Annotated in this window: 24 protein-coding genes; 6 read left to right on the top strand and 18 right to left on the bottom strand. The window is 71.3% G+C overall.

From position 1 onward, the window contains the following. Positions 1-66: 66 nt before the first annotated feature. From FIV43_RS04430 to cwsA, 5 genes are all read right to left on the bottom strand, one after another. A complete protein-coding gene (locus FIV43_RS04430) occupies positions 67-267 on the bottom strand; it encodes a hypothetical protein (RefSeq protein WP_141013157.1) in 201 nt (66 codons plus the stop codon). Positions 268-453: 186 nt separating this feature from the next. Continuing rightward, positions 454-1,266: a hypothetical protein gene (locus FIV43_RS04425; protein ID WP_141013156.1), complete on the bottom strand. Its 813-nt coding sequence runs from the start codon at positions 1,264-1,266 to the stop codon at positions 454-456. 154 nt (positions 1,267-1,420) lie between these two features. Beyond that, on the bottom strand, positions 1,421-1,648 hold the full coding sequence (locus FIV43_RS04420; RefSeq protein WP_141013155.1) for a helix-turn-helix domain-containing protein: 228 nt from the start codon (positions 1,646-1,648) through the stop codon (positions 1,421-1,423). A gap of 690 nt (positions 1,649-2,338) precedes the next feature. Then, complete coding sequence (locus tag FIV43_RS04415; RefSeq protein WP_141013154.1) at positions 2,339-3,448, bottom strand: tyrosine-type recombinase/integrase; 1,110 nt, start codon at positions 3,446-3,448, stop codon at positions 2,339-2,341. Positions 3,449-3,692: 244 nt separating this feature from the next. Further along, positions 3,693-4,199, bottom strand: a complete 507-nt coding sequence (gene cwsA, locus FIV43_RS04410; protein WP_181407683.1) for a cell wall synthesis protein CwsA — start codon at positions 4,197-4,199, stop codon at positions 3,693-3,695. A gap of 130 nt (positions 4,200-4,329) precedes the next feature. Here cwsA and trxA point away from each other — a divergent pair, with 130 nt between their 5' ends. Further along, positions 4,330-4,686 carry a thioredoxin gene (trxA, locus tag FIV43_RS04405; RefSeq protein WP_141013152.1) on the top strand — a complete coding sequence of 119 codons (357 nt, stop codon included), beginning with the start codon at positions 4,330-4,332 and terminating at the stop codon, positions 4,684-4,686. 26 nt (positions 4,687-4,712) lie between these two features. On the opposite strand, the gene FIV43_RS04400 is transcribed toward trxA, so the two are convergent. The 3 genes from FIV43_RS04400 to FIV43_RS04390 are packed head-to-tail and all read right to left on the bottom strand — an operon-like array spanning position 4,713 to position 8,354. Beyond that, positions 4,713-5,828: a potassium channel family protein gene (locus FIV43_RS04400; RefSeq protein WP_231123688.1), complete on the bottom strand. Its 1,116-nt coding sequence runs from the start codon at positions 5,826-5,828 to the stop codon at positions 4,713-4,715. A 10-nt stretch (positions 5,829-5,838) separates the two neighbouring features. Beyond that, entirely contained in the window at positions 5,839-6,849 is a 1,011-nt protein-coding gene (locus FIV43_RS04395) for a YihY/virulence factor BrkB family protein (protein ID WP_231123687.1), read from the bottom strand. A 26-nt stretch (positions 6,850-6,875) separates the two neighbouring features. Beyond that, a complete protein-coding gene (locus FIV43_RS04390; protein WP_141013151.1) occupies positions 6,876-8,354 on the bottom strand; it encodes a glycine hydroxymethyltransferase in 1,479 nt (492 codons plus the stop codon). Between the two features lie 371 nt (positions 8,355-8,725). Here FIV43_RS04390 and FIV43_RS04385 point away from each other — a divergent pair, with 371 nt between their 5' ends. From FIV43_RS04385 to FIV43_RS04375, 4 genes are read left to right on the top strand one after another with little or no spacing between them, the layout of a single operon-like run. Continuing rightward, the gene (locus FIV43_RS04385; RefSeq protein WP_141013150.1) at positions 8,726-10,447 is read left to right on the top strand and encodes a nitrite/sulfite reductase; all 1,722 of its coding nucleotides are present in this window, start codon (positions 8,726-8,728) and stop codon (positions 10,445-10,447) included. A 10-nt stretch (positions 10,448-10,457) separates the two neighbouring features. Continuing rightward, positions 10,458-10,631 (top strand): hypothetical protein, encoded by a 174-nt coding sequence (locus tag FIV43_RS20845; protein WP_181407682.1) that lies wholly within the window; start codon positions 10,458-10,460, stop codon positions 10,629-10,631. Beyond that, the gene (locus FIV43_RS04380) at positions 10,631-11,377 is read left to right on the top strand and encodes a phosphoadenylyl-sulfate reductase (protein ID WP_141013149.1); all 747 of its coding nucleotides are present in this window, start codon (positions 10,631-10,633) and stop codon (positions 11,375-11,377) included. The genes FIV43_RS20845 and FIV43_RS04380 overlap by 1 nt, the downstream gene beginning before the upstream one ends. 22 nt (positions 11,378-11,399) lie before the next feature. Continuing rightward, positions 11,400-12,143, top strand: a complete 744-nt coding sequence (locus FIV43_RS04375) for a sirohydrochlorin chelatase (protein ID WP_141013148.1) — start codon at positions 11,400-11,402, stop codon at positions 12,141-12,143. Between the two features lie 52 nt (positions 12,144-12,195). Here FIV43_RS04375 and FIV43_RS04370 read toward each other — a convergent pair whose 3' ends face one another. Both FIV43_RS04370 and FIV43_RS04365 read right to left on the bottom strand, forming a co-directional pair. Continuing rightward, positions 12,196-12,630: a DUF3037 domain-containing protein gene (locus tag FIV43_RS04370; protein ID WP_141013147.1), complete on the bottom strand. Its 435-nt coding sequence runs from the start codon at positions 12,628-12,630 to the stop codon at positions 12,196-12,198. Beyond that, entirely contained in the window at positions 12,627-13,394 is a 768-nt protein-coding gene (locus tag FIV43_RS04365; protein ID WP_141013146.1) for a HipA family kinase, read from the bottom strand. The genes FIV43_RS04370 and FIV43_RS04365 overlap by 4 nt, the downstream gene beginning before the upstream one ends. Positions 13,395-13,552: 158 nt before the next feature. On the opposite strand from FIV43_RS04365, the gene FIV43_RS04360 reads away from it, so the two are divergent. After that, entirely contained in the window at positions 13,553-14,257 is a 705-nt protein-coding gene (locus FIV43_RS04360) for a hypothetical protein (RefSeq protein WP_141013145.1), read from the top strand. Positions 14,258-14,307: 50 nt separating this feature from the next. Here the strand turns inward: FIV43_RS04360 and FIV43_RS04355 are convergent, their stop codons facing one another. The 8 genes from FIV43_RS04355 to FIV43_RS04320 form a co-directional block, all read right to left on the bottom strand. After that, on the bottom strand, positions 14,308-15,162 hold the full coding sequence (locus FIV43_RS04355) for a polyphosphate kinase 2 family protein (RefSeq protein ID WP_196780977.1): 855 nt from the start codon (positions 15,160-15,162) through the stop codon (positions 14,308-14,310). Between the two features lie 5 nt (positions 15,163-15,167). Further along, entirely contained in the window at positions 15,168-15,749 is a 582-nt protein-coding gene (locus FIV43_RS04350) for a GNAT family N-acetyltransferase (RefSeq protein ID WP_141013143.1), read from the bottom strand. A gap of 4 nt (positions 15,750-15,753) precedes the next feature. Further along, positions 15,754-16,260 carry a phosphoribosyltransferase gene (locus FIV43_RS04345; protein WP_141013142.1) on the bottom strand — a complete coding sequence of 169 codons (507 nt, stop codon included), beginning with the start codon at positions 16,258-16,260 and terminating at the stop codon, positions 15,754-15,756. Continuing rightward, the gene (locus FIV43_RS04340; RefSeq protein WP_231123686.1) at positions 16,250-16,753 is read right to left on the bottom strand and encodes a regulatory protein RecX; all 504 of its coding nucleotides are present in this window, start codon (positions 16,751-16,753) and stop codon (positions 16,250-16,252) included. Before FIV43_RS04340 ends, FIV43_RS04345 begins: the two co-directional genes overlap by 11 nt. Positions 16,754-16,824: 71 nt before the next feature. Further along, positions 16,825-17,868 carry a recombinase RecA gene (gene recA / locus FIV43_RS04335; RefSeq protein ID WP_141013140.1) on the bottom strand — a complete coding sequence of 348 codons (1,044 nt, stop codon included), beginning with the start codon at positions 17,866-17,868 and terminating at the stop codon, positions 16,825-16,827. 267 nt (positions 17,869-18,135) lie between these two features. Then, complete coding sequence (locus tag FIV43_RS04330; protein WP_231123685.1) at positions 18,136-19,449, bottom strand: MFS transporter; 1,314 nt, start codon at positions 19,447-19,449, stop codon at positions 18,136-18,138. A 7-nt stretch (positions 19,450-19,456) separates the two neighbouring features. Continuing rightward, positions 19,457-19,651, bottom strand: coding sequence for a DUF3046 domain-containing protein (locus tag FIV43_RS04325; protein WP_141013139.1), 195 nt, complete (start codon positions 19,649-19,651; stop codon positions 19,457-19,459). A 21-nt stretch (positions 19,652-19,672) separates the two neighbouring features. After that, complete coding sequence (locus FIV43_RS04320) at positions 19,673-20,221, bottom strand: DinB family protein (RefSeq protein WP_141013138.1); 549 nt, start codon at positions 20,219-20,221, stop codon at positions 19,673-19,675. Positions 20,222-20,237: the final 16 nt, after the last annotated feature.

Genomic DNA, 20,237 nt, shown 5'->3' with positions numbered 1-20,237 from the left:
CGAACCGCGCACGCCAGGCCGATGCCGGCGCGTCGCCACCAGGACCGGCCTGGGCGCCTGCGGCCGTCACGAGGTGCCCCGTCGCAGCAGCGTGGGCACCCGCTCGAGGTACAGCGCGACCGTGCAGTGCTCGGCACACTGTCCGCAGTGATGCGCCAGCACACCGCGGGCCGCGGCCACGACGCCGCGCCGCGGCCGCCCGCACCAGCACCGCTCCTCGACCAGCGCCGCACCCAAGCGCCGCGACGACGGACGTCGGCGCCTCACCGCGTCGCTCGCTTCCGGCGGTCCGGTGGCGGCACCACACGCAGATGCCGCGGCCGAGGCGCGGCAGTCAAGCCAGCCGCGGACAGCGCTGCCGAGATGATCTGGTCGACCTCGGCCACCGCGTCGGGATCACCACGCACCTCGACCCGCACCGTCCGGCCTCCGGGCCGGTTCCCTGATCGGTTGTCAGCCACTGGACCCGCCTCTCACCACGCCGCCGAGGCCGGCTCTCGCTCTGGTGGCCGGCAGTTCCCAGTCTGTCGTTCTCGCCGAAGCGCTGAGGCCGACCGGCCGATAGGCGTGTCGATCGTCCGGGTGAACCTTGGAGCCTGCGAGACGGCAGCGGCGTTCGTCCGTCTGCCCGCACACCTCGCAGCGCGCCGATGGGTCGGGCGGCTCGGCGGCTCGTTCGGGAGGTTGGCAGTCGCGTAGGTCACGTAGGCGCTCGACTGCGAGGCCAGGCGTCGCGGACTCGGGCCAGCCGAGGTCGGCCAGGTGCTCGCGCAGATCGGGCACGGTCCAGCCCGCGGCCTCGAGCTCGGAGAGCACTTCGACCACTTTGGCAGTAGGCCTTGGTCGCACCCTTCTTGGCAGCGCGGAGAGGGCGGCTACCAGCGCGCAGTCGGCGGCAGCCCTGGATCTCTCGGCCGCTGTGGCGGTCGCTTGCGAGTGCGAGCCGGTACTACTACTGCTCTCCCTTACGAGGTTCTCCTTTTGGTGGTCACCCGTGACCACCCTCCCCTGGTCACCCGTGACCACCCTCCCCTGGTCAGCCGTGACCACCCCCTCGGTGTCACAGGTAAGGCTCTCGCGCCGCACCTCGTCCTGGTCGCGTAAACGCCAGACGTTCCCGGCCGAGGGCGCCTCGCCCTCCTTGGCCAACCGGGTCGACCCCGGGCCGGTGTAGACCTGATGAGCCTTCTCGATCCAGCCTTCGTCCTCGAGCCACTTCGCAGCCCGCTTGGCGGTGCTGATGGAGGTCTTCAAGTCGGCGGCCACTTGGCGCCACGTGCGAAACCACTCGTCGCGTCCGACGCTCTGACGCGCCACGAGAGCGTAGAGAGCTATCGCGACGCGCGGCGCCTCCCCGCTCGCCGGATTAGCTTGTCGGGGACCTTTCCGAACCACTGCGGCTCGGCGGTTACGACCGCCCTCACCGACCGGCCGCGCTGCTCGGGATCACCTCGGCCATGGCTTCCACTTCGTTCATGTCGACGCGGACGTGCTTGGCGCCGACGCGGTAGCCGGTGAGTCGGCCGTCAGCGATCCACTGGCGGACCGTGCGCGGGGTGACGTCGAAGTACTCGGCGGCGACCGTCAGGTTGCGGAGTCGCTTCTGCGGGGTCGCGGCGGTGGTGGGGCGCTGGTTCTTCGTTGCCATTGGGCAGCCTCCGTATGACCGGCCTGCCGGGGCCGATCGGCTGCACAAGGCTTGGGCGAGGTTCCCTAGTGCGTCCTCGGGCGAGGTGCATGGTTCGCGCTGACCGTGCCCGTTGAGGGCTGCAGCGTGAACCAATCGCCATGCGGTTGTGTGTGGGAACTGTAGACCACAGCAAACGACACCACCATGCCTCCCACGCTCGTCAGTCGGTGACGCTTCCGCTGGGCGGGGATGGGTCGTCGTGCAGCGACCGGTGCCGCGACCCCTCGCCTGCCTCGGCCTCCTCGAGCCAAGCGCGCCAGAGCCATGCGTCGGTTCTCCTGACCTCGACCCCGCACCCGATCGGGCCGCGGCTCGCGGTGCCCGCTCGCCCTGTGCAGGTGAACGACAGTGCGCGGACCAGCGCCAGGCGGGCGCGGAGCAGCGACTGCGTGCCGCGGTCGGGTGGGTCGTTGTCTGGCCAGGTGACGCCTAGACATGTCGCGGCGAGGTCACGAACCATGACGTCCTCGGGGACGTCTCTGAACCGGGGATCCTCGACCGCTCGCCATTCCCTCACCGTGCCGGTGCCGGCCGCGGCGATGTCGAGGACGTCGGCGCCGACTACGCGCCTGGCGGGGCCGGCGCCGGGACCACGGGTAACGCGGGCGAGGTTGCGACCGCAGCGTGGGCAGGTGAGCCAGAGGGTTCTCACTGTGGTGGGGTGCCCTGGGCGAGGCGGGATAGGGCTTCGGCGATCGCGGCGTCGCGGCCCTGGGCGGCGTGCTGGTAGCGCAGCGCAGCGCCGGGGGTGGAGTGGCCAAGCCTGCCCATGAGCTCGGCGAGGGTGGCGCCTGTCGAGGCGGCGAGGACCGCGCCGGTGTGGCGGAGGTCGTGGAATCGGAGGTCTGGGCGTCCGGCTTGTGCGCGTGCCGGGTAGTAGACGCGGTAGAGGCTCGCGGGGGCGAGGTGGCCACCTGACCGGGCGGGGAACAGTAGGCCGTCGCGGCCGGGTGCCGCGTGCTGCAGCAGGTGCTCGCGGACCAGCGGCAGCAGGTGTGGCGGGATGGACACGTCGCGGATGCCTGCGTCGGACTTCGGGGTGGTCACCAGGGTCTCCCCGTCCGCGCGCACGACGCCGCGGCGGATGCGCAGTACGCCCTTGCGGGTGTCGACGTCACCGCGGCGCAGTTCGGTGAGCTCACCGAACCGCAGGCCGCACCAGGCGGCGAGGAGCACCAGGAGCTGGTAGCGCTGCGGCATCGCGGTGACGATGTGCTCGAGCTCGCCCAGAGTGGCGGGCTCGACCTTGTGCACGCGCTTGGCGTTGCCCGCGCCGCGGATGTGGCACGGGTTGCGGCCGATGAGGTCGTCGCGCTCGGCCTGGCCAAGGATGGTGCGCAGCAGGCCGTAGGCGTGGGAGCGGAGGGTGGGGCGGTCCGTCGCGGTCACGGCGTGCCAGGCGCGCACGCTGTCCGGGGTGATCGTCTTGAGCGTCGTCGCGGCGAACGTCGGGAGGATCTGCTGGTCGAGGAGCTTGCGGTAGTGGGCGCGGGTGCGGGCCTTGAGCGTGCGGCCGGCGAGCCAGGCGTCTGCGTACTCGCCGAACGTCAGATCGGGTGCGGTCTGCTTGCTGGGCACCCAGACGTCACGCACGATGTCGGCCCGCACGGTGGCCAGCCAGGTCTCAGCGTCGCGGAGCGTGTCGAACGTGACCGGCGCCTTGCGGCGGATGCCGTCAGGGCCGGTGTAGCGCGCCTGGTAACGACCGGACGGCAGCTTCCTCGTGGTGCCGAACTTGGTCTTGCCGGTGCTGGCCATGCGGTCTCCGATCGGGTCGGGCACGCCCTTCGTGCCCTCAACGTGCCCAATCATAGGGCACGATGCTTCCGGATGCTTCCGGATGCTTCACTCGCCGGAACGGGTTATATGCGCAGGTCACGCCGGGTTTTTGCTGGCCAGCGGCCAGATCGGCCGACCAGTTGAAATCTGGTTCGAACCCAGTATCGCCCACCGACACGAAGGCCCCGGTCCTAGGACCGGGGCCTTCGTCGTTCGTGCGGAGTCAGGCTCCGGGCGGTTCGTTGGTGTCCCTCGGCTCCGGCGGCGGGACCGGGGCCGGGGCCGGGGCGGACTTCTTGCGGGTGGAGAGTGCGTAGGCCAGCGCCCCGCCCGCGGCGAGGGCGGCGAAGGCGAGCAGCACCTTGCGGCCCTTGCGGCTCTTCCTCGGCAGGTGGTCGGAGATGGTGTCCGGGAGCCGGTCCACGACGTCGTCGGGGATCCGTTCGGCCAGCCGCACAGCGGCCTCGTTGCTCTTCGCGGCCACCAGCCCGGCCAGCTGGGCGCCGCGCTCGGCGGCGACCTCGGCCATCACGGCACCGCGCTCCGCGGCGAGCCCCGCGAACTCGCCCCCGCGCTCGGCCGCGACCTCGGCGAAGTCAGCGCTGCGCTGCGCGGCGATGTCGGCGAGCGCGGCGCCGCGCTCGGCCGCGACCAGTGCGGCGGCCTCGACCTTCGGCGACGCGGTGTCGACCAGGTTCTTGATCTCGTCCTGTACGTCCGTCCGGGACATGAGGAGCCTCCTGAGGGAAGGGGGTTCGGTTGTCTCCACCCAACCACCACGGCCCAACCCACCGCACCCCCCGCACGGGTGGGCCGGGGCCCCGACGGGAATATCCCGCTCCCCGGTACGTTGCACCACCATGGCCACGACCGATCTGACCGCCGCCAACTTCGAGTCCACGGTCCTCGACAACGACATCGTCTTCGTCGACTTCTGGGCGTCGTGGTGCGGCCCCTGCCGCAACTTCGCCCCGATCTACCAGGCCGCCGCCGAGCAGCACGGCGACCTCGTCTTCGGCTCCGTCAACACCGAGGACGAACAGCAGCTCGCCGCCGCCGCGAAGGTGACCTCGATCCCCACGCTGATGGCGTTCAAGCAGGGAGCACTGGTCTTCTCCCAGGCCGGCGCATTGCCGGCGCCCGCGTTGGAGCAGGTCATCTCAGCGGTCCGCGAGTTCGACGTCGACGCCGCGAAGGCGGCGGCCAGCGAGGACTGAGCCCCGGCCGACCCAGCCCCGGCCGGTCAGTCCGGCTCGGAGGCCGAGTCCTCGTTGTGGGTGCCGGGCCGCGGTGCCCACGGCAGCTCCTTGGCCGGTCGTACGACGACCAGCCGGTCACCGCGCGCCAGCAGGGTGACCACCGGGTCGAAGTAGCGGTACACCTTCTCGTCCCGGACCACGGCGATCACCTGGTCCGGAAGTGACTGGGGCGGCCGGCCGACCTCGGAGACCAGCAGGTCCCGCTCCGCGACCTCGAGGCCCTCGCCGTAGGTGAGCAGGTCCTCCATCACCGAGCCGAGCTTCGGGGAGAGGGTGGACAGACCGAGCAGGCGTCCCACGGCGTCGGAGGACGTGATCACCGAGTCCGCACCCGACTGACGCATCAGGGGCGCGTTCTCGTGCTCACTGACGGAGGCGACGATCCAGGCGTCGGGGTTGAGCTGGCGCACGGTCAGCGCGGCCAGCACGTTGGTCGCGTCGTTGCCGGTGGTGATCACGATCTGGTCGGCATCGCGCACCCGGGCCTGGCGGAGCACCTCCCGCCGGGTGGCGTCGCCGGTCACCACCGCCAGCTGCTGCGCGTTCGCCTCGGACAGGGCCGCGGGGCTGGGGTCGACCACGACCACGTGGTCCCGGTCGAGGCCGTTGTTGACCAACGTGTCGATCGCGCTGCGGCCCTTGGTGCCGTAGCCGATCACCACGACGTGGTGGTCCATCTTCTTCCTCCAACGAGCGACTCGGAACTGCTCTCGTCCACGCTGGGCGAGCACCTCGAGCGTGGTACCGATCAAGAGGACCAGGAACGCGATCCTGGCCGGGGTGATCACGAACGCGTTGATCAGTCGCGCACCGTCGCTGACCGGCGCGATGTCGCCGTACCCGGTCGTGCTGAGGGTGACCGTCGTGTAGTAGAGCGCGTCGATCAGGCTGACGGTGCCGAACGGGTTCGCCTCGGTGGCATCGCCGGCGTCCCGATACCCCTCCCGGTCGAAGTAGACCAACAGCACCGTGCCGACCAGGATCGCCATCGCCGCCAGGAGTCGCCGGCCCAGCTCCCACCACGGGGATCGCACCGTCTCCGGCAGCGCGACCTTCCCCAGGGCGGCGCTGCCCTCGATCGGCTGGTGGACGTCCCTCACGGCGGCGAATCTAGTCCACGTCCGCCGCGGGGCGTCGGAGGAGGCGGTTCATCAGCTCGCGGCGCGCCCGCGTGGTGGTCTGCTGCGGGTAGACATGGTCGAAGGCGGCGTTGACCGCCGCGCCGATCAGCACGGCGAGGGCGACGACGTAGAGCCACAGCAGGACGGCGATCGGCGCGGCGAGCGGACCGTAGATCGAGCGGGAGTCGGCGGCGGTCACGGTCAGCACCCAGCGGAGCACGTAGGAGCCGATGATCCAGGCCACCAGCGAGAAGCAGGCGCCGGGCAGGTTGAAGCTCCAGTTGGTCCGGACCGGGACCGAGACGTGGTAGAGCGTGGCGAGGAAGCAGATGCAGACCACGATCACCGTGGGCCAGTAGAAGTGCATCAGGAACTCGGCCCGGTTGGGCAGCCACCGCCGCACCAGCTCGGGTCCGGCGATCAGCAGCGGGATCGAGACCGCCCCGGTGACCAGGGCCAGGATGTAGAGCACGAACGAGAGCGCCCGGGTCCGGACGATCCCCCGGTGGCCGCCCAGGCCGTGCATGATCGTGATGGTGTCGACGAAGACGTTGAGCGCACGCGACCCGGACCACAGCGCCAGCACGAAGCCGAGGGAGATGACGTCGAACCGGCCGCCGTCGAGGACCTCGTTCATGGTCGGCGTGATCACCCGGTTGACCGCACTCTCGGTCAGGAACGTCGAGGTCAGGTCGGTCACGGCCTGCTGCACGTCGGCGACCTGCGCCGCGGTGAACTGGTCGGAGACGTAGCCGACGGCGCCGGCGAGCGCGAAGATCAGCGGCGGCACCGAGAGCACGGCGAAGAAGGCGGCTTCGGCGGCCAGCCCGGTCACCCGGTAGCGCAGGCAGGCGCCGGCGGCGGTGACCACGATCCGCCACAGCTCGTGCAGGCGGCGGCGCCACCAGGGGCCGGTGGCCGGGTCCGCGCGCTCCGGAGACGACGACGCGACCACGGGGGGCTCCCCCGCGGTCGCGTCCTGCCGGTCGTCGTCCGGCACGCGCCCTGCGTCCGTCGGCCGCCCGCTCAGACCAGCTCGAGACCCGGGTAGAGCGGGTGCTTGTCCAGCATCTCGGCCGAGGCGGCGCGGGTCCGGTCCGCGACCCCGTCGGCCAGCTGGTACGACGCCTTGGACGGCGCCCCCGCCTTGGTGGTGCCCGGCGTGGTGGCCTTGAGCACCTCGACGATCAGCTCGGCGACCCGGTCGAACTCGTCGTGGCCGAAGCCGCGGGTGGTCAGCGCCGGCGTGCCGAGGCGGATGCCCGAGGTGTACCAGGCGCCGTTCGGGTCGGCCGGCACCGAGTTGCGGTTGGTGACCACGCCGGCGTCGAGCAGCGCCGACTCGGCCTGGCGACCGGTCAGCCCGAACGCGGAGACGTCGAGCAGCACCAGGTGGTTGTCGGTGCCGCCGGTGACCAGGTCCGCACCGCGGGAGAGGAACCCGTCGGCCAGGCTCTTGGCGTTGTCCGCGATCTGCTGTGCATAGCCGCTGAAGGAGGGCTGGCGCGCCTCGGCGAGCGCGACCGCCTTGGCGGCCATCACGTGCGAGAGCGGGCCGCCCAGCACCATCGGGCAGCCGCGGTCCACCGACGAGGCGTACTCCTCCTGCGCCAGCACCAGGCCGCCACGCGGGCCGCGCAGCGACTTGTGCGTGGTGGTGGTGACCACGTGGGCGTGGGGAACCGGGTCCTCCTCGCCGGTGAACACCTTGCCCGCGACCAGGCCGGCGAAGTGGGCCATGTCGACCATCAGGGTGGCGCCGACCTCGTCGGCGATCTCGCGCATCTTGGCGAAGTTCACCCGTCGCGGGTAGGCCGAGTAGCCCGCAACGAGCACCAGCGGCCTGAACTCCTTCGCCTTGGCGCGGACGGCGTCGTAGTCGAGCAACCCGGTCTCCGGGTCGGTGCCGTACTGCTGCTGGTGGAACATCTTGCCGCTGATGTTCGGACGGAACCCGTGGGTCAGGTGGCCCCCGGCGTCGAGGCTCATCCCGAGCAGCCGCTGGTTGCCCAGCTCCTGGCGCAGCGACTCCCAGTCCGCCTCGCTGAGCTCGTTCACGTTCTTCGCGCCGAACTTCTCCAGCCACGGACCCTCGACGCGGTGCGCCAGGATCGACCAGAAGGCGACCAGGTTGGCGTCGATGCCGGAGTGCGGCTGCGCGTAGGCGTACTCGGCACCGAAGAGCTCGCGGGCATGCTCGGCCGCCAGCGCCTCCACGGTGTCGACGTTCTGGCAGCCGGCGTAGAACCGGTGCCCGACGGTGCCCTCGGCGTACTTGTCGGAGAACCAGGTGCCCATGGTGAGCAGCACGGCCGGAGAGGCGTAGTTCTCCGAGGCGATCAGCTTCAGCGACGCGCGCTGGTCCGCGAGCTCCTGCCGGGTCGCCTCGGCGACGCGCGGCTCGACGCCGGCGATCACCTCCAGCGCCTGCTGGTAGGCGCTGGAGACCAGGCCCGCCTGCGCGGCGGGGGAATCAGACGGGGTCGCGGCGGCGTTCTCGCTCATGACAGACAGCGTAGTGGCGGCGAGTCCCATCGCCGTCCTTCACGATCCGAGCACCGTCCGACGCAGTGTGACCTCGGTCGCACCGCCCCCCGGGCCCACGCCGCGAAAGGCATTCGCATGTCTCACATCATGACACGAGGGTCCACAACATGAGATTCGACGTTGTGGCGACCCCGTCCGCAGGCTGAGACTTCTTGACATGGTCTCCGCTGCAACCCATGCGTTCCTCGTGGTACGTCGCCACGTGGACCTCGGGCGCACCCGCAGCATGATGTGTTGGCCCCGCTGATCCCCACCGCAGACCACTTCCACCCTCTGCGCGCCGTGGCACCGATGCGCGCACCAAGTCAGCGAAGGACCAGAACTCCCGCATGTCCGATCTGCGCTTCCAGGCCAAGAAGGCCCAGCTCACCGAGATCCCCCGCCCGCGTCGGGCCGAAGGCCAGTGGGCCCTGGGCTACACCGAGCCGCTGAACAAGAACGAGCAGTCCAAGAAGGACGACGACCCGCTCAACGTCCGCGACCGGATCCTCTACACCTACTCCAAGCGCGGGTTCGACTCGATCGACCCGGCCGACCTGCGCGGCCGCTTCCGCTGGATGGGCCTCTACACCCAGCGCAAGCCCGGCATCGACGGCGGCAAGACCGCGGCGCTGGACGAGGAGGAGCTCGACGACCGCTACTTCATGCTGCGGGTGCGCTCCGACGGCAAGCTGCTCTCGCCGGCCGCCGTCCGGGCCCTCGGCTCGATCGGCGTCGACTTCGCCCGCGACACCGCCGACGTCACCGACCGCGAGAACATCCAGTACCACTGGATCGAGATCGAGAACGTGCCCGCCATCTGGGAACGTCTCGACGAGGTCGGCCTGCACTCGATGGAGGCGTGCGGCGACTCGCCGCGCCCCTTCCTCGGCTCGCCGGTCGCCGGCGTCGCCGCGGACGAGATCATCGACGGCACCTCGGCCCTGGCCGAGATCGAGCGGCGCTACCTGAACAACCCGGAGTTCTCGAACTTCCCGCGGAAGTTCAAGACCGCCCTCACCGGACACCCGAGCATGGACGTCTCCCCCGAGACCAACGACGTCTCCTTCGTCGGCACCGTGCACCCCGAGCACGGCCCCGGCTTCGACGTCTGGGTCGGCGGCGGACTCTCCACCAACCCGATGCTCGCGCAGAAGCTCGGTGTGTGGGTCCCGCTGGACGCCGTGCCGGACGTGTGGGCCGGCGTCGCCGGAATCTTCCGCGACTACGGCTACCGACGGCTCCGCTCCCGCGCCCGGCTGAAGTTCCTGGTGGCCGACTGGGGCGTCGAGAAGTTCCGCGAGGTGTTGGAGAACGAGTACCTCGGCCGCCAGCTGGTCAGCCTCGACTCCCCCGCCGCCCCGGTCGGGTACCGCGACCACATCGGCGTCCACGAGCAGAAGGACGGCGACCGCTACATCGGCATCGCCCCCACCGCCGGCCGGGTGAGCGGCACCCTGCTGGTGCAGCTCGCCGACCTGATGGAGCAGTACGGCGTCACCGGGGCCCGCCTGACGCCGTACCAGAAGATCGTGCTGATCGGTGTCGCGCCGGAGACGGTCGAGGAGCTGCTCGACCGGCTCGACACGATCGGTCTCTCCGGGCGTCCCTCCGGATGGCGCCGCAACACGATGGCCTGCACCGGCATCGAGTTCTGCAAGCTCGCGATCGTCGACACCAAGGAGCGCGCCCGCAAGCTCGTCGACGAGCTGGAGCGGCGGTTCCCGGCGCTGGACACGCCGATCTCGATCAACGTCAACGGCTGCCCGAACGCCTGCGCCCGGACCCAGGTGGCCGACATCGGCCTCAAGGGCCAGCTGGTGATGGACGACGACGGCAACCAGGTCGAGGGGTTCCAGGTGCACCTCGGCGGCGCGACCGGGCTGCACGCCGCCTTCGGCCGCAAGCTGCGCGCCCACAAGATCACCAGCGCCGGGCTGGACGACTACGTCACCAACGTGGTCACCAACTTCCTGGCCGACCGCTCCGACGGCGAGACCTTCGCCGCCTGGGCCGCCCGCGCGGACGACGACCTGCTGCGCGGCGACAAGACCGTGGAGACGGTCGGATGAGGGGCCCGGCATGACCGCCGAGGGCAGCAACGCCCGGGCCGTCCCCTTCCACTGCCCGTTCTGCGGCGAGACCGACCTCTTCCCGGCCGAGAAGGGCTGGGAGTGCCGCGCGTGCCTGCGCGCTTTCACCGTGACCATGCTCGGCATGGTCCGACCCGACCGACCAGTGACGGGAGGTGCCTGATGACCGCACCGACCACCGCCCGTGCGCGCAGCGCACGTGGCACCGAGACCGCCGGACGCTCCCCGGAGGAGTTGCGTGAGCTCGTCTCCCACTGGGGTGCCGAGCTCGAGCTGGCCCCCGCAGAGGTGATCATCGAGTGGGCCGCCGCCACCTTCGGCGAGCGTTTCTGCGTGACCTCCTCGATGGGCGACGCCCTCTTGGCGCACCTCGCCGCGAAGGTGGTGCCCGGGATCGACGTCGTCTTCCTCGACACCGGCTACCACTTCGTCGAGACCATCGGCACCCGCGATGCCGTCGAGGCGACGATGGACGTCAACCTGATCACCCTCACCCCCGAGCAGACCGTGGCCGAGCAGGACGCGGAGTACGGCAAGGACCTGTTCCGGACGAACCCGGACCTGTGCTGCCAACTGCGGAAGGTCAAGCCGCTGGCAGCGTCGCTGGCCGGCTACGACGCATGGGCGACCGGGCTTCGCCGCGCCGAGACGCACAACCGTGTGATCGCGCCGGTGATCGGCTGGGACGCCAAGAAGGGCAAGGTCAAGGTCTCCCCGATCGCGCGATGGAGCGACGAGCAGGTCGAGCGCTACATCGCCGACAACGGAGTCCTGGTCAACCCCTTGGTCTACGACGGCTACCCGTCGATCGGTTGCGCGCCGTGCACCCGCCGTGTCGCCCCCGGGGACGATCCCCGCAGCGGACGGTGGGCCGGCACCAACAAGACCGAATGCGGCATTCACTCATGATTCACGAGAGGAGGAGCGTCCGATGACCGCTCCCGCCCTGGTGGCCCTCGCCCACGGCAGCCGCGACTCCCGTTCCGCTGCCACCATCTCCGCTCTCGTCGACGAGGCCAAGGCCCAGCGCCCCGACCTGCGCATCGAGAAGGCCTTCCTGGAGCTCTCCAAGCCCGGCTTCCAGACCGTCGTCGACAAGCTGGTCCGGGCCGGGTACGACGAGATCGTGGTCGTCCCGCTGCTGCTCGTCGAGGCGTTCCACGCGCGCGTCGACATCCCCGAGATGGTCGCGGAGGCGACCGCCCGTCACCCCGGCCTCAAGATCCGCACCACCGGTGTGCTCGGCCTGGAGTCGTGCTTCCTCGAGGTGCTCGACCAGCGGTTGCGGGCCGCCCTCTCGGAGAACCGGGTCCGCGAGCTGGACGCGCTGGTGCTGGCCGCGGCCGGCTCCTCCGACCCGCTCGCCAACCAGGCCGTCGCCCGCCTGGCCCGGGTGTGGGGCGCCCACCACAAGCTGCCGGTCTCGGCGGCCTACGCGACCAGCGCTCCCCCGGCCACGGGCGAGGCGGTGCGTGCCTTCCGCGCCGAGGGTCGCCGCCACATCGCCGTCGCGTCGCTGTTCCTGGCCCCGGGCACCCTGGTCGACCGCGCCGCCGAGCTGGCGGTCGAGGCCGGCGCCGTGGCGGTCTCCGAACCGCTCGGTGCGCACCCCGAGGTCGCCCGGATCCTGCTGGCCCGCTACGCGGTCGGCGCGGTCGAGCTCGTCCCGGTCTGATCCCCGGCCCGATCCCTGGTAGCCATCGCTCCCCGCGCGACTCGGGCGCCGGTCAGTCGACCAGGCGCTCGAGCAGGTGGGCCAGCGTCCCGGCCGGGTCGTCGGTGACCCCGCCGTGCACCGGCCCCGGCTGGAGCACGGTGCTGCGCGGAGCCTTCAGCAGACCGAACCGGGTCCCCGGCGTGTCCACCGCCTCACGCGTCCCGTACGCGGTGGCCCGCAGCGCCGCCGCGTAGGACGCGTGCGCCTCGCCGCGGCAGACCGCCTCCACCGCGGCCAGCGCACTGCGCAACCCGACCACGTCGAACCCCGGCGCGAGCGCCTCCACCCGCGCCGGGTCGACCCGGGACGCCGAGGCGAGGTAGTCGGCCTCGGGGCAGTACAGCACCACGCCGACGTTGAGGAACTCCTCGCGCTCGACGCGTGGCACGCAGCGCAGCACGACGTACTGGTAGGGCAGGCGGGTCGCGGGCGTCGTACCACTCACGCGGCACCGCCGGGGAGCCACTCGCGCGCGCCGTCGACCCGGGCGGCGAGGAACGCCACGTAGCGCTCCCGCACCGCTGCAGGGGTCTCCGCCTCCGGGACCGGCTCCAGGAACTCGTCGGGCACCTCGGCGAGGACCTCGGTCAGCACCGCCGGCTCGAGGAGACCGGCCAGTGCGGCGTCCTGCTCGCGCGCTTGCGCGGCGAACCGGGCGAAGACGTGCTCGGTGACGTCGTAGGGCTGCCGGGCGAACCGGGCGGGGTCGCCGGGGCCACCGGGCCAGGAGTAGTGGAAGTAGAGGGAGGCGCCGTGGTCGATGGCATAGAGCACGCCGCGCCAGACCAGCAGGTTCGGGTTGCGCCAGCTCCGGTCGACGTTGGCGGTCATCGCGTCGAGCCACAGCACCCGCCCCGCCAGCGAGGGGTCCGGCTCGACGCTGGAGTCGAACCCGAACGATCCCGGGAGGAAGTCGATGCCCAGGTTGATGCCGGCACTCGCGTTGAGCAGGTCCTGCACCTCCTCGTCGGCCTCGTAGCGCGCCAGTGACGGGTCCAGGTCGAGCAGCACCTGGTCCGGTGTGGGGATCTCCAGGCGCCGGGCGAGAGCGGCGACGACCAGCTCGGCGACCAGCACCTTCAGCCCCTGACCGGCACCCCGGAACTTGCAGACGTAGGTGCCCAGATCCTCGGCCTCGACGATGCCGGGCAGGCTGCCGCCCTCGCGGAGCGGAGTCACGTAGCGGGTGACGGCGACGGTGGGGACCACGGCGCACACTCTAGGCGTGCGACCTCCCGCGCCCGCCGGGTGGGACGCCCGCGGAGAGCCGGGCGTTACCCGATAGTTTACGCGCGGCGGAGCTCGGGCCCGACCACCCGGCTCCGCGATCGCGGCGCCTGACATCACGGGAAAGAAAGACCAACTCCATGCGTATGCGCCGACTCCTCGGCACCGCCCTCGCGGCGGCCGTCGCCACCGTCTCGCTGGGTGCCGTCAGCACCGCTCCGGCCTCCGCCGCCACCGGCTCCACCAAGATCGTGGGCTTCAGCTCGAAGAGCTGGCTCTACGGCTCCTCCTACAAGTCGCAGCCCGGACCTGCCGCCGCCGGTGACACGATCTACTTCTCGATCGACGTCGTCAGCACCACCCCGGGCGTCGACGACCCGTACTACGGCACGGTCAAGGTCGAGCGCAAGCTCGCCGGCCAGAGCACCTGGACCACCGTCGCCACGTCGACCTACTCCGGCCTCTCGGGCTCGACCAAGGCCGTGAAGAACGCGAGCTACCGCGCCGTGTACAGCGGCGGATCGAGCAGCTCGACCACCTGGACCGGGTCCTCGGCCACCAAGGCCGTCGCGGTCCAGCGCAAGATCAGCTACAAGGACGTCGGCGGCAACAAGGTCGTCCTGGCTGGCAAGGTCGCCCCGAAGTACAGCGGCAAGGTCACCATCCTGAAGAAGCAGGGGCGCTCCTACAAGCCTTGGCGGACCGTCCGCACCAACCGCAAGAGCGCCTTCCGGGTCGGTCTGCCGGCCCCGCGCAACGGGAAGTACTACTGGCAGATCAAGATCGCTGCCGGCGGCGGCTTCGCGACCAGCCAGTCCGAGAAGTTCTACACCTACTCCTACTGAGTCGGTGCGGCCCGAGCCTTCCACGGGTCGTCCGTGACGGGCCCGGCCGCTCACCCCTCGGTGAGCAGTCGGGTCCGTTCGCTCTCCACGTCGAAGTCCGCCTCCGGCCAGGTGAGGCCCATGCCCTGGAGCGCTCCGAGGAGCAGCTCGGCGACGGCGAGGTTCCGGTACCACTTGCGGTCGGCCGGGATCACGTGCCACGGAGCGTGGTCGGTGTTGGTGCGCTCGATCGCGATCTCGTACGCGCGCCGGTAGTCCGGCCACACCTCACGCTCGTCGATGTCGCCGGGGTTGAACTTCCAGTGCTTGTCGGGACGGTCCAAGCGCTCCAGCAAGCGCTGCTTCTGCTCGTCCCGACTGATGTGGAGCATGCACTTGACGATGGTCACCCCGCCGGCCGCCAGCATCTCCTCCCAGTCGTTGATCGCCGCGTAGCGCCGCTCGATCTCGGCAGCGGGCGCGAGTCGCCGCACCCGGCCGATCAGCACGTCCTCGTAGTGCGAGCGGTCGAAGACACCGATCTCCCCGGGGACGGGCAGCGCCCGGTCGACGCGCCACAGGAAGTCGTGGGCACGCTCCTCCTCGGTGGGCGCCTTGAACGAGGTGATCCGCACGCCTTGGGGATCGACCAGGCCGACGGTCGCGCGCAGGGTGCCGCCCTTGCCGGAGGTGTCCATCCCCTGCAGCACCAGCAGCAGCCGGCATGCACCACCCGTGCGCCCGTTCGCGAAGAGCTGCTCCTGCAGGTCGGCGAGCTCCGGGCCGAGCGCTTCCAGCGCGGACCGGCCCTCGGCCTTCCCGCCGTCGAAGGCGGGAGTGGTGTGCGTGGCGAGCGCGGTCAGGTCGACCGGACCCTGTGGCACCCGGAGCGCTGCGGCGAAGGCCGAGACGGTGTCGCTCGTCATGGGCGTCATCCAACCACCTCCGGCGCGCGCAGGTGCCCGACCAAGGTCACCGTGCCCCCGTCCGGGCGGGGCTGGTCGAACCACAGGCCCTCGACGAAGCCGACCCCCCGCAGCAGTCGCCGCGACGCTCGGTTGCGGTGATCGACGGCCGCGAAGTAGGCCGGGGCGTCGGGATGGTGCCAACGGGCCAGCCGGAACCACTCGGTGAGCATCAGCGCGCCGATGCCCCGGCCGCGCCAAGCCGGCTCGCCGATCCCGTAGTCGACGGCCACCGCGTCCGGCGGCGGCTGGTGCGCGCCGCCGTCGGGATGGTCGCGGATCCGGTAGTCCTGGACGAAACCGACCGAGCGGCCGTTCGCCTCCACCACCCACATCCTGATCGGACTGATCGGCTCGAGCCGCGGGCCGTACTCGGCCTCCACGTGCGCCAGGCTCAACGGCTCCCCCGACGGTCCGGGGAACCATCGGGCGACCTCGGCATCGAGCAACCAGCGCAGCAGGTGGGCGAGGTCACCGCGCTCCATCGGCCGCAGCAGCACCGTCGGCGTGCCCTCCGACGGCGCCGTCAGGTCGGTGCCGGCGGCCATGCGATCAGTGCGCGGCGCCGCCGCGCCGGTCGACCAGCGGCGGCGTCGCGGACCACGGGAAGTCGATCCACCGCTCGGTGCGTCGCCAGACGTACTCGGGCCGGATCACCGACCACGGCTTCTCGTAGATGACGGCGGTGCGCGCCTGCGCCACGTGGTCGGCGCAGAAGTCCCGCACCACCTCGAGCGTCTTGCCGGTGTCCGCGACGTCGTCGGCGATCAGCACGTTGAGGCCGGTCAGGTCGATCGCCGCCGGGGTCGGCGGGAGCATCATCGGCACGTCGAGGCGCTGGTCGACGCCGGTGTAGAACTCCACGTTCACCGCGGAGAGGTTCTTCACGTCAAGCGCGTAGCCCAGCCCCATCGCGAGGCCCAGACCGCCGCGCGCGATCGCGAGCACGATGTCGGGCTCGTAGCCGTCGTCGACGATCTGGTGGGCCAGGTCGCGCACCGCGGTGCCGAAGAGGTCGTAGGTCAGGATCTCGCGATCCGTGCCGCTCTCAGGAGTCACTCTGCCATTCTGAGGCACCGAGCTCCTGACGCACCACGGTGTAGACGATCCCGGCGGAGTAACCCTTGCGGGCGAGCATGCCGGTCAGCCGGCGTGCCGCCACCGTCTCGTCCACGTTGCGCAGCGAGCGCAGCTTCTTGCGGACCAGGAGGCGGGCGGACTCCTCCTCGTCGCCGGGGTCGACCTCGTCGAGGACCGTCTGCATCGTCTCGTTGTCGATGCCCTTGCGGCGCAACTCCTGGGCCAGGGCGGGTCGGGCCAGGCCCCGGGTCCGTCGGCGGCTGTCCACCCAGGAGCGAGCGAAGGCCTCGTCGTCGATCAGGCCGACCTCGGTGAACCGGTCGAGCAACGGCTCCGCCACGTCGTCGGGGACGTTGCGCCGGGCCAGTCGAGCGGCGAGCTCGTGACGGCTGCGCGCCTGCCCGGTCAACTGGTCGAGCAGGATCTTGCGCGCGACCGCCTCGTGGTCCGGCTCCGGGTCCTGCTCGGGCACGGGAGGCTGGTCGGACGCCGGGGCCCCCGGCGAGCCTAGGCCGCCGGAAGCACGCCGTCGCTGCGCCGACATCAGAAGCTGTCGACGCCGATCGGGTCGTCGGTGAGGTCGTCCTCGACGCTCGGCGTCACCCCGAGCTTCTCCAGGATCTTCTTCTCCAGCTCGTTGGCGAGGTCCGGGTTGTCCTTGAGGAACTTGCGGGCGTTCTCCTTGCCCTGACCGAGTTGGTCGCCCTCGTAGGTGTACCAAGCACCGGCCTTGCGAACCAGGCCGGCCTCCACGCCGACGTCGATCAGGCCGCCCTCGCGGCTGATGCCCTGGCCGTACATGATGTCGAACTCGGCCTGCTTGAACGGCGGCGCGACCTTGTTCTTGACGACCTTGACCCGGGTGCGGTTGCCGACCATGTCGGTCCCGTCCTTGAGGGTCTCGATCCGGCGCACGTCGAGCCGCACGGAGGAGTAGAACTTCAACGCCCGGCCACCGGTCGTGGTCTCCGGCGAACCGAACATGACGCCGATCTTCTCGCGCAGCTGGTTGATGAAGATCGCGGTGGTCTTGGACTGGCTGAGCGCACCGGTCATCTTGCGCAGCGCCTGGCTCATCAGGCGGGCCTGCAGGCCGACGTGGCTGTCACCCATCTCACCCTCGATCTCGGCCCGGGGCACCAGGGCGGCGACCGAGTCGATGACGATCAGGTCGAGCGCGCCCGAGCGGATCAGCATGTCCGCGATCTCCAGGGCCTGCTCGCCGGAGTCCGGCTGGGAGACCAGCAGGGCGTCGGTGTCGACGCCCAGCGCCTTCGCGTATTCCGGGTCGAGGGCGTGCTCGGCGTCGATGAACGCGACGATGCCGCCGGCCCGCTGGGCGTTGGCCACCGCGTGCAGCGCGACGGTCGTCTTACCGGAGGACTCCGGGCCGTAGATCTCGACCACACGGCCGCGGGGCAGGCCGCCGAGGCCGAGGGCGACGTCGAGCGCGATCGCGCCCGTGGGGATCACATCGAGCGGGGCACGGGCGTCGTCACCCAGCCGCATCACGGAGCCCTTGCCGTGAGCCTTCTCGATGTTGAGCAGCGCGGTGTCGAGCGCCTTCAGCCGGTCGTCAGCGGCCATGTCGGATCTCCTTGTGCTGGGGTGCTGCGTGGACGTGGAAGTCTTGGTGCGGTTCTTGCGGGTCATCTCGCGTTGGACGCTAGTCCTGTCCTCCGACAGATCGTGGTGACCGCCATGGACCTGTGGAGGGCACCGGCGCAAGCGCGTGTTGTCCCCAGGAAGCACGCTCGACTCGGCGCATCGCGGTAACGGTGTTTCGTTGTCGTCCCAACGATAGACGAACACCTGTTCGAAGCATGCACCTGGCGCGGCGTGTCGGATCCACGCTCACGCGAGGTCGAGGGACCGGGCCGACGTCGTACCGGCGCGGAGACCGGCGGCCACCACGCCGCCGGCGAGGACCAGGGCGAGGAGCGCGAGGGTCGGGTATCCGGCCAGGTCGACGACCAGACCGGCCAGCGCACCGGCGCCGGCCGCGGTCACCCCCATCACCAGGTCCGAGGTGCCCTGGACCGCCGTGCGCGCGTGCAGCGGCGCGTGCTCGGCGACCAGCGTGGACGCGGCGACCATCGCCAGCGACCAGCCCACGCCGAGCAGGAAGAGCCCGGCGGTGATCTGCCACGACATCCCGGCCGGTGCGGACGCACAGAGCAGCAGGGCGAGGATCAGGGTGCCACCGCCGCCGGCCAGCACGGGCTCGCGTCCGACCCGGTCGGCGAGCATGCCGACCAACGGCGAGAACGCGAACATGCCCAGCACGTGCACGCTGATCACCACACCGATCACCTCCAGGCCGGCGTGCCCGTGGTCCATGTGCAGCGGTGTCATCACCATCACCGCGATCATCGTGGCGTGCGCGAGGGCCAGGCCCGCGATCGCGTGGCCGAGCACCGGGCGGTCCGCGACCGCCGCCCGGGCACGCGTCCAGGAGGACCCGCCCGCGGGCGGCGCGGGGTCGTGGGCGGGGTCGTGGGCGGGGTCGTGCGCGGGATCCGCGGCGCGCTGCTGCGCGATCCGCAGCGGGTCGGGGCGCAGCGCGACCGAGACCACGATCGCCGCCACGGCCATCCCGATGGCGGCGATCAGGAAGGGACCGACCAGCTCGGGCAGATCGAGGGCGCGGGCGAACGCGCCGGCCGGTCCGGACAGGTTCGGGCCCGCGACGGCCCCCACGGTGGTCGCCCAGACCACGATCGAGAGGGAGCGCGCGCGATCGTGGTCACCGGCGAGATCGGTGGCCGCGTAGCGGGCGGCGTTGTTGGCCGACGTGGCCGCCCCCAGCAGCCCGGCACCCGCGATCAGCAGCAGCATGGAACCGACGGCGCCGGAGAGCACCGCCAACCCCGCTCCGGCCGCGCCGAGCAGGTAGCCGGTGGTGAGGCCGGTACGTCGTCCGCGCCGGTGCATCAGGCCGGCCAGGAGGAACGAGATCACGGCGGCGCCGAGGACCTGTGCGGTCTGGGCCAGGCCGGAGAGCGCCTCGGACCCGGAGAGGTCGCGGGCCAGCAGCGAGGCGGTGGCGACGCCGATGGTGATCCCGACCGCACCGACCGCTTGGGTGAGCACCAGCACCCGGACGGTACGACGCTGGATCCGCTCGATCTCCGCGTCGGGTGCCGCGGGTGCGGTGTGCCCGGTCACCGGGTCCTCATCGCTCGCTGGCCGGCAGGTCGAGGACCTCGTGCACGGCGCGCCACACCTGCTGGGGCGGCACGCCGGCGTCCAGCGCCTCCCGCACCGTGCGGTGGCCGAGCGACCCGATCACGAACTGCTCCGCCCAACTGCCCGCGTAGGCACCACCCAGGTGGTGGTCGAGACGCTCCCAGAGCTCCGTGTGCCGCACCTGCCCATCATCCCCGACGCGTCACGGCCGTGAGCACCGGGCGACGTCCCACCGGTGGTGCACCACGTCGTGCAGGTGGTAGGCGGCCAACGTGCCCAGGGTGAACCTGCTTCCGTTGCTCCGCACGCCCACCCGGGTCCACGCGTCGGCGGGCACCGCGTCGTAGGCGGCGGACACGTCGGCGGAGGCCGCCTGGAGTCCGGCGAGCACCGTCGCGGGCTCCTGGGCGTGGTAGCGCTCGGCGACCGCGGTCGCGTCCTGGTCCCAGTCGGCGAAGACCGCGCCGTCCTCGTCGAGGATCCGGCGGACCCGGCCGGCGAAGACGCGGTGGACGTCACGCACGTGGCAGCCGTACTCCGACGGCGACCAGGTGGTCGCGGCCGGTCGCCTGCGCGCGGTCGGCGCGGCGAGGGCGTGCCGCCAGTGGGGCAGCTCGGCCCGCAGCAGCCCGGCGACGTCGGTCGGCTCGATCCGGGAGGCGTCGAAGCCGCACTCGGGGCAGGCTCGCTCCAGGACCCAGGTCCAGTCCTTGGTGTCCGGGGTGATCACGGGGACGGCGTCGTCGTTCATCGCCGACCATCCTCGA

The organism is Nocardioides sambongensis, from assembly GCF_006494815.1.
GTDB lineage: Bacteria > Actinomycetota > Actinomycetes > Propionibacteriales > Nocardioidaceae > Nocardioides > Nocardioides sambongensis.
The sequence above is the reverse complement of the archived record's forward strand: the minus strand, read 5'-3'. Positions and strand labels throughout refer to the sequence as shown.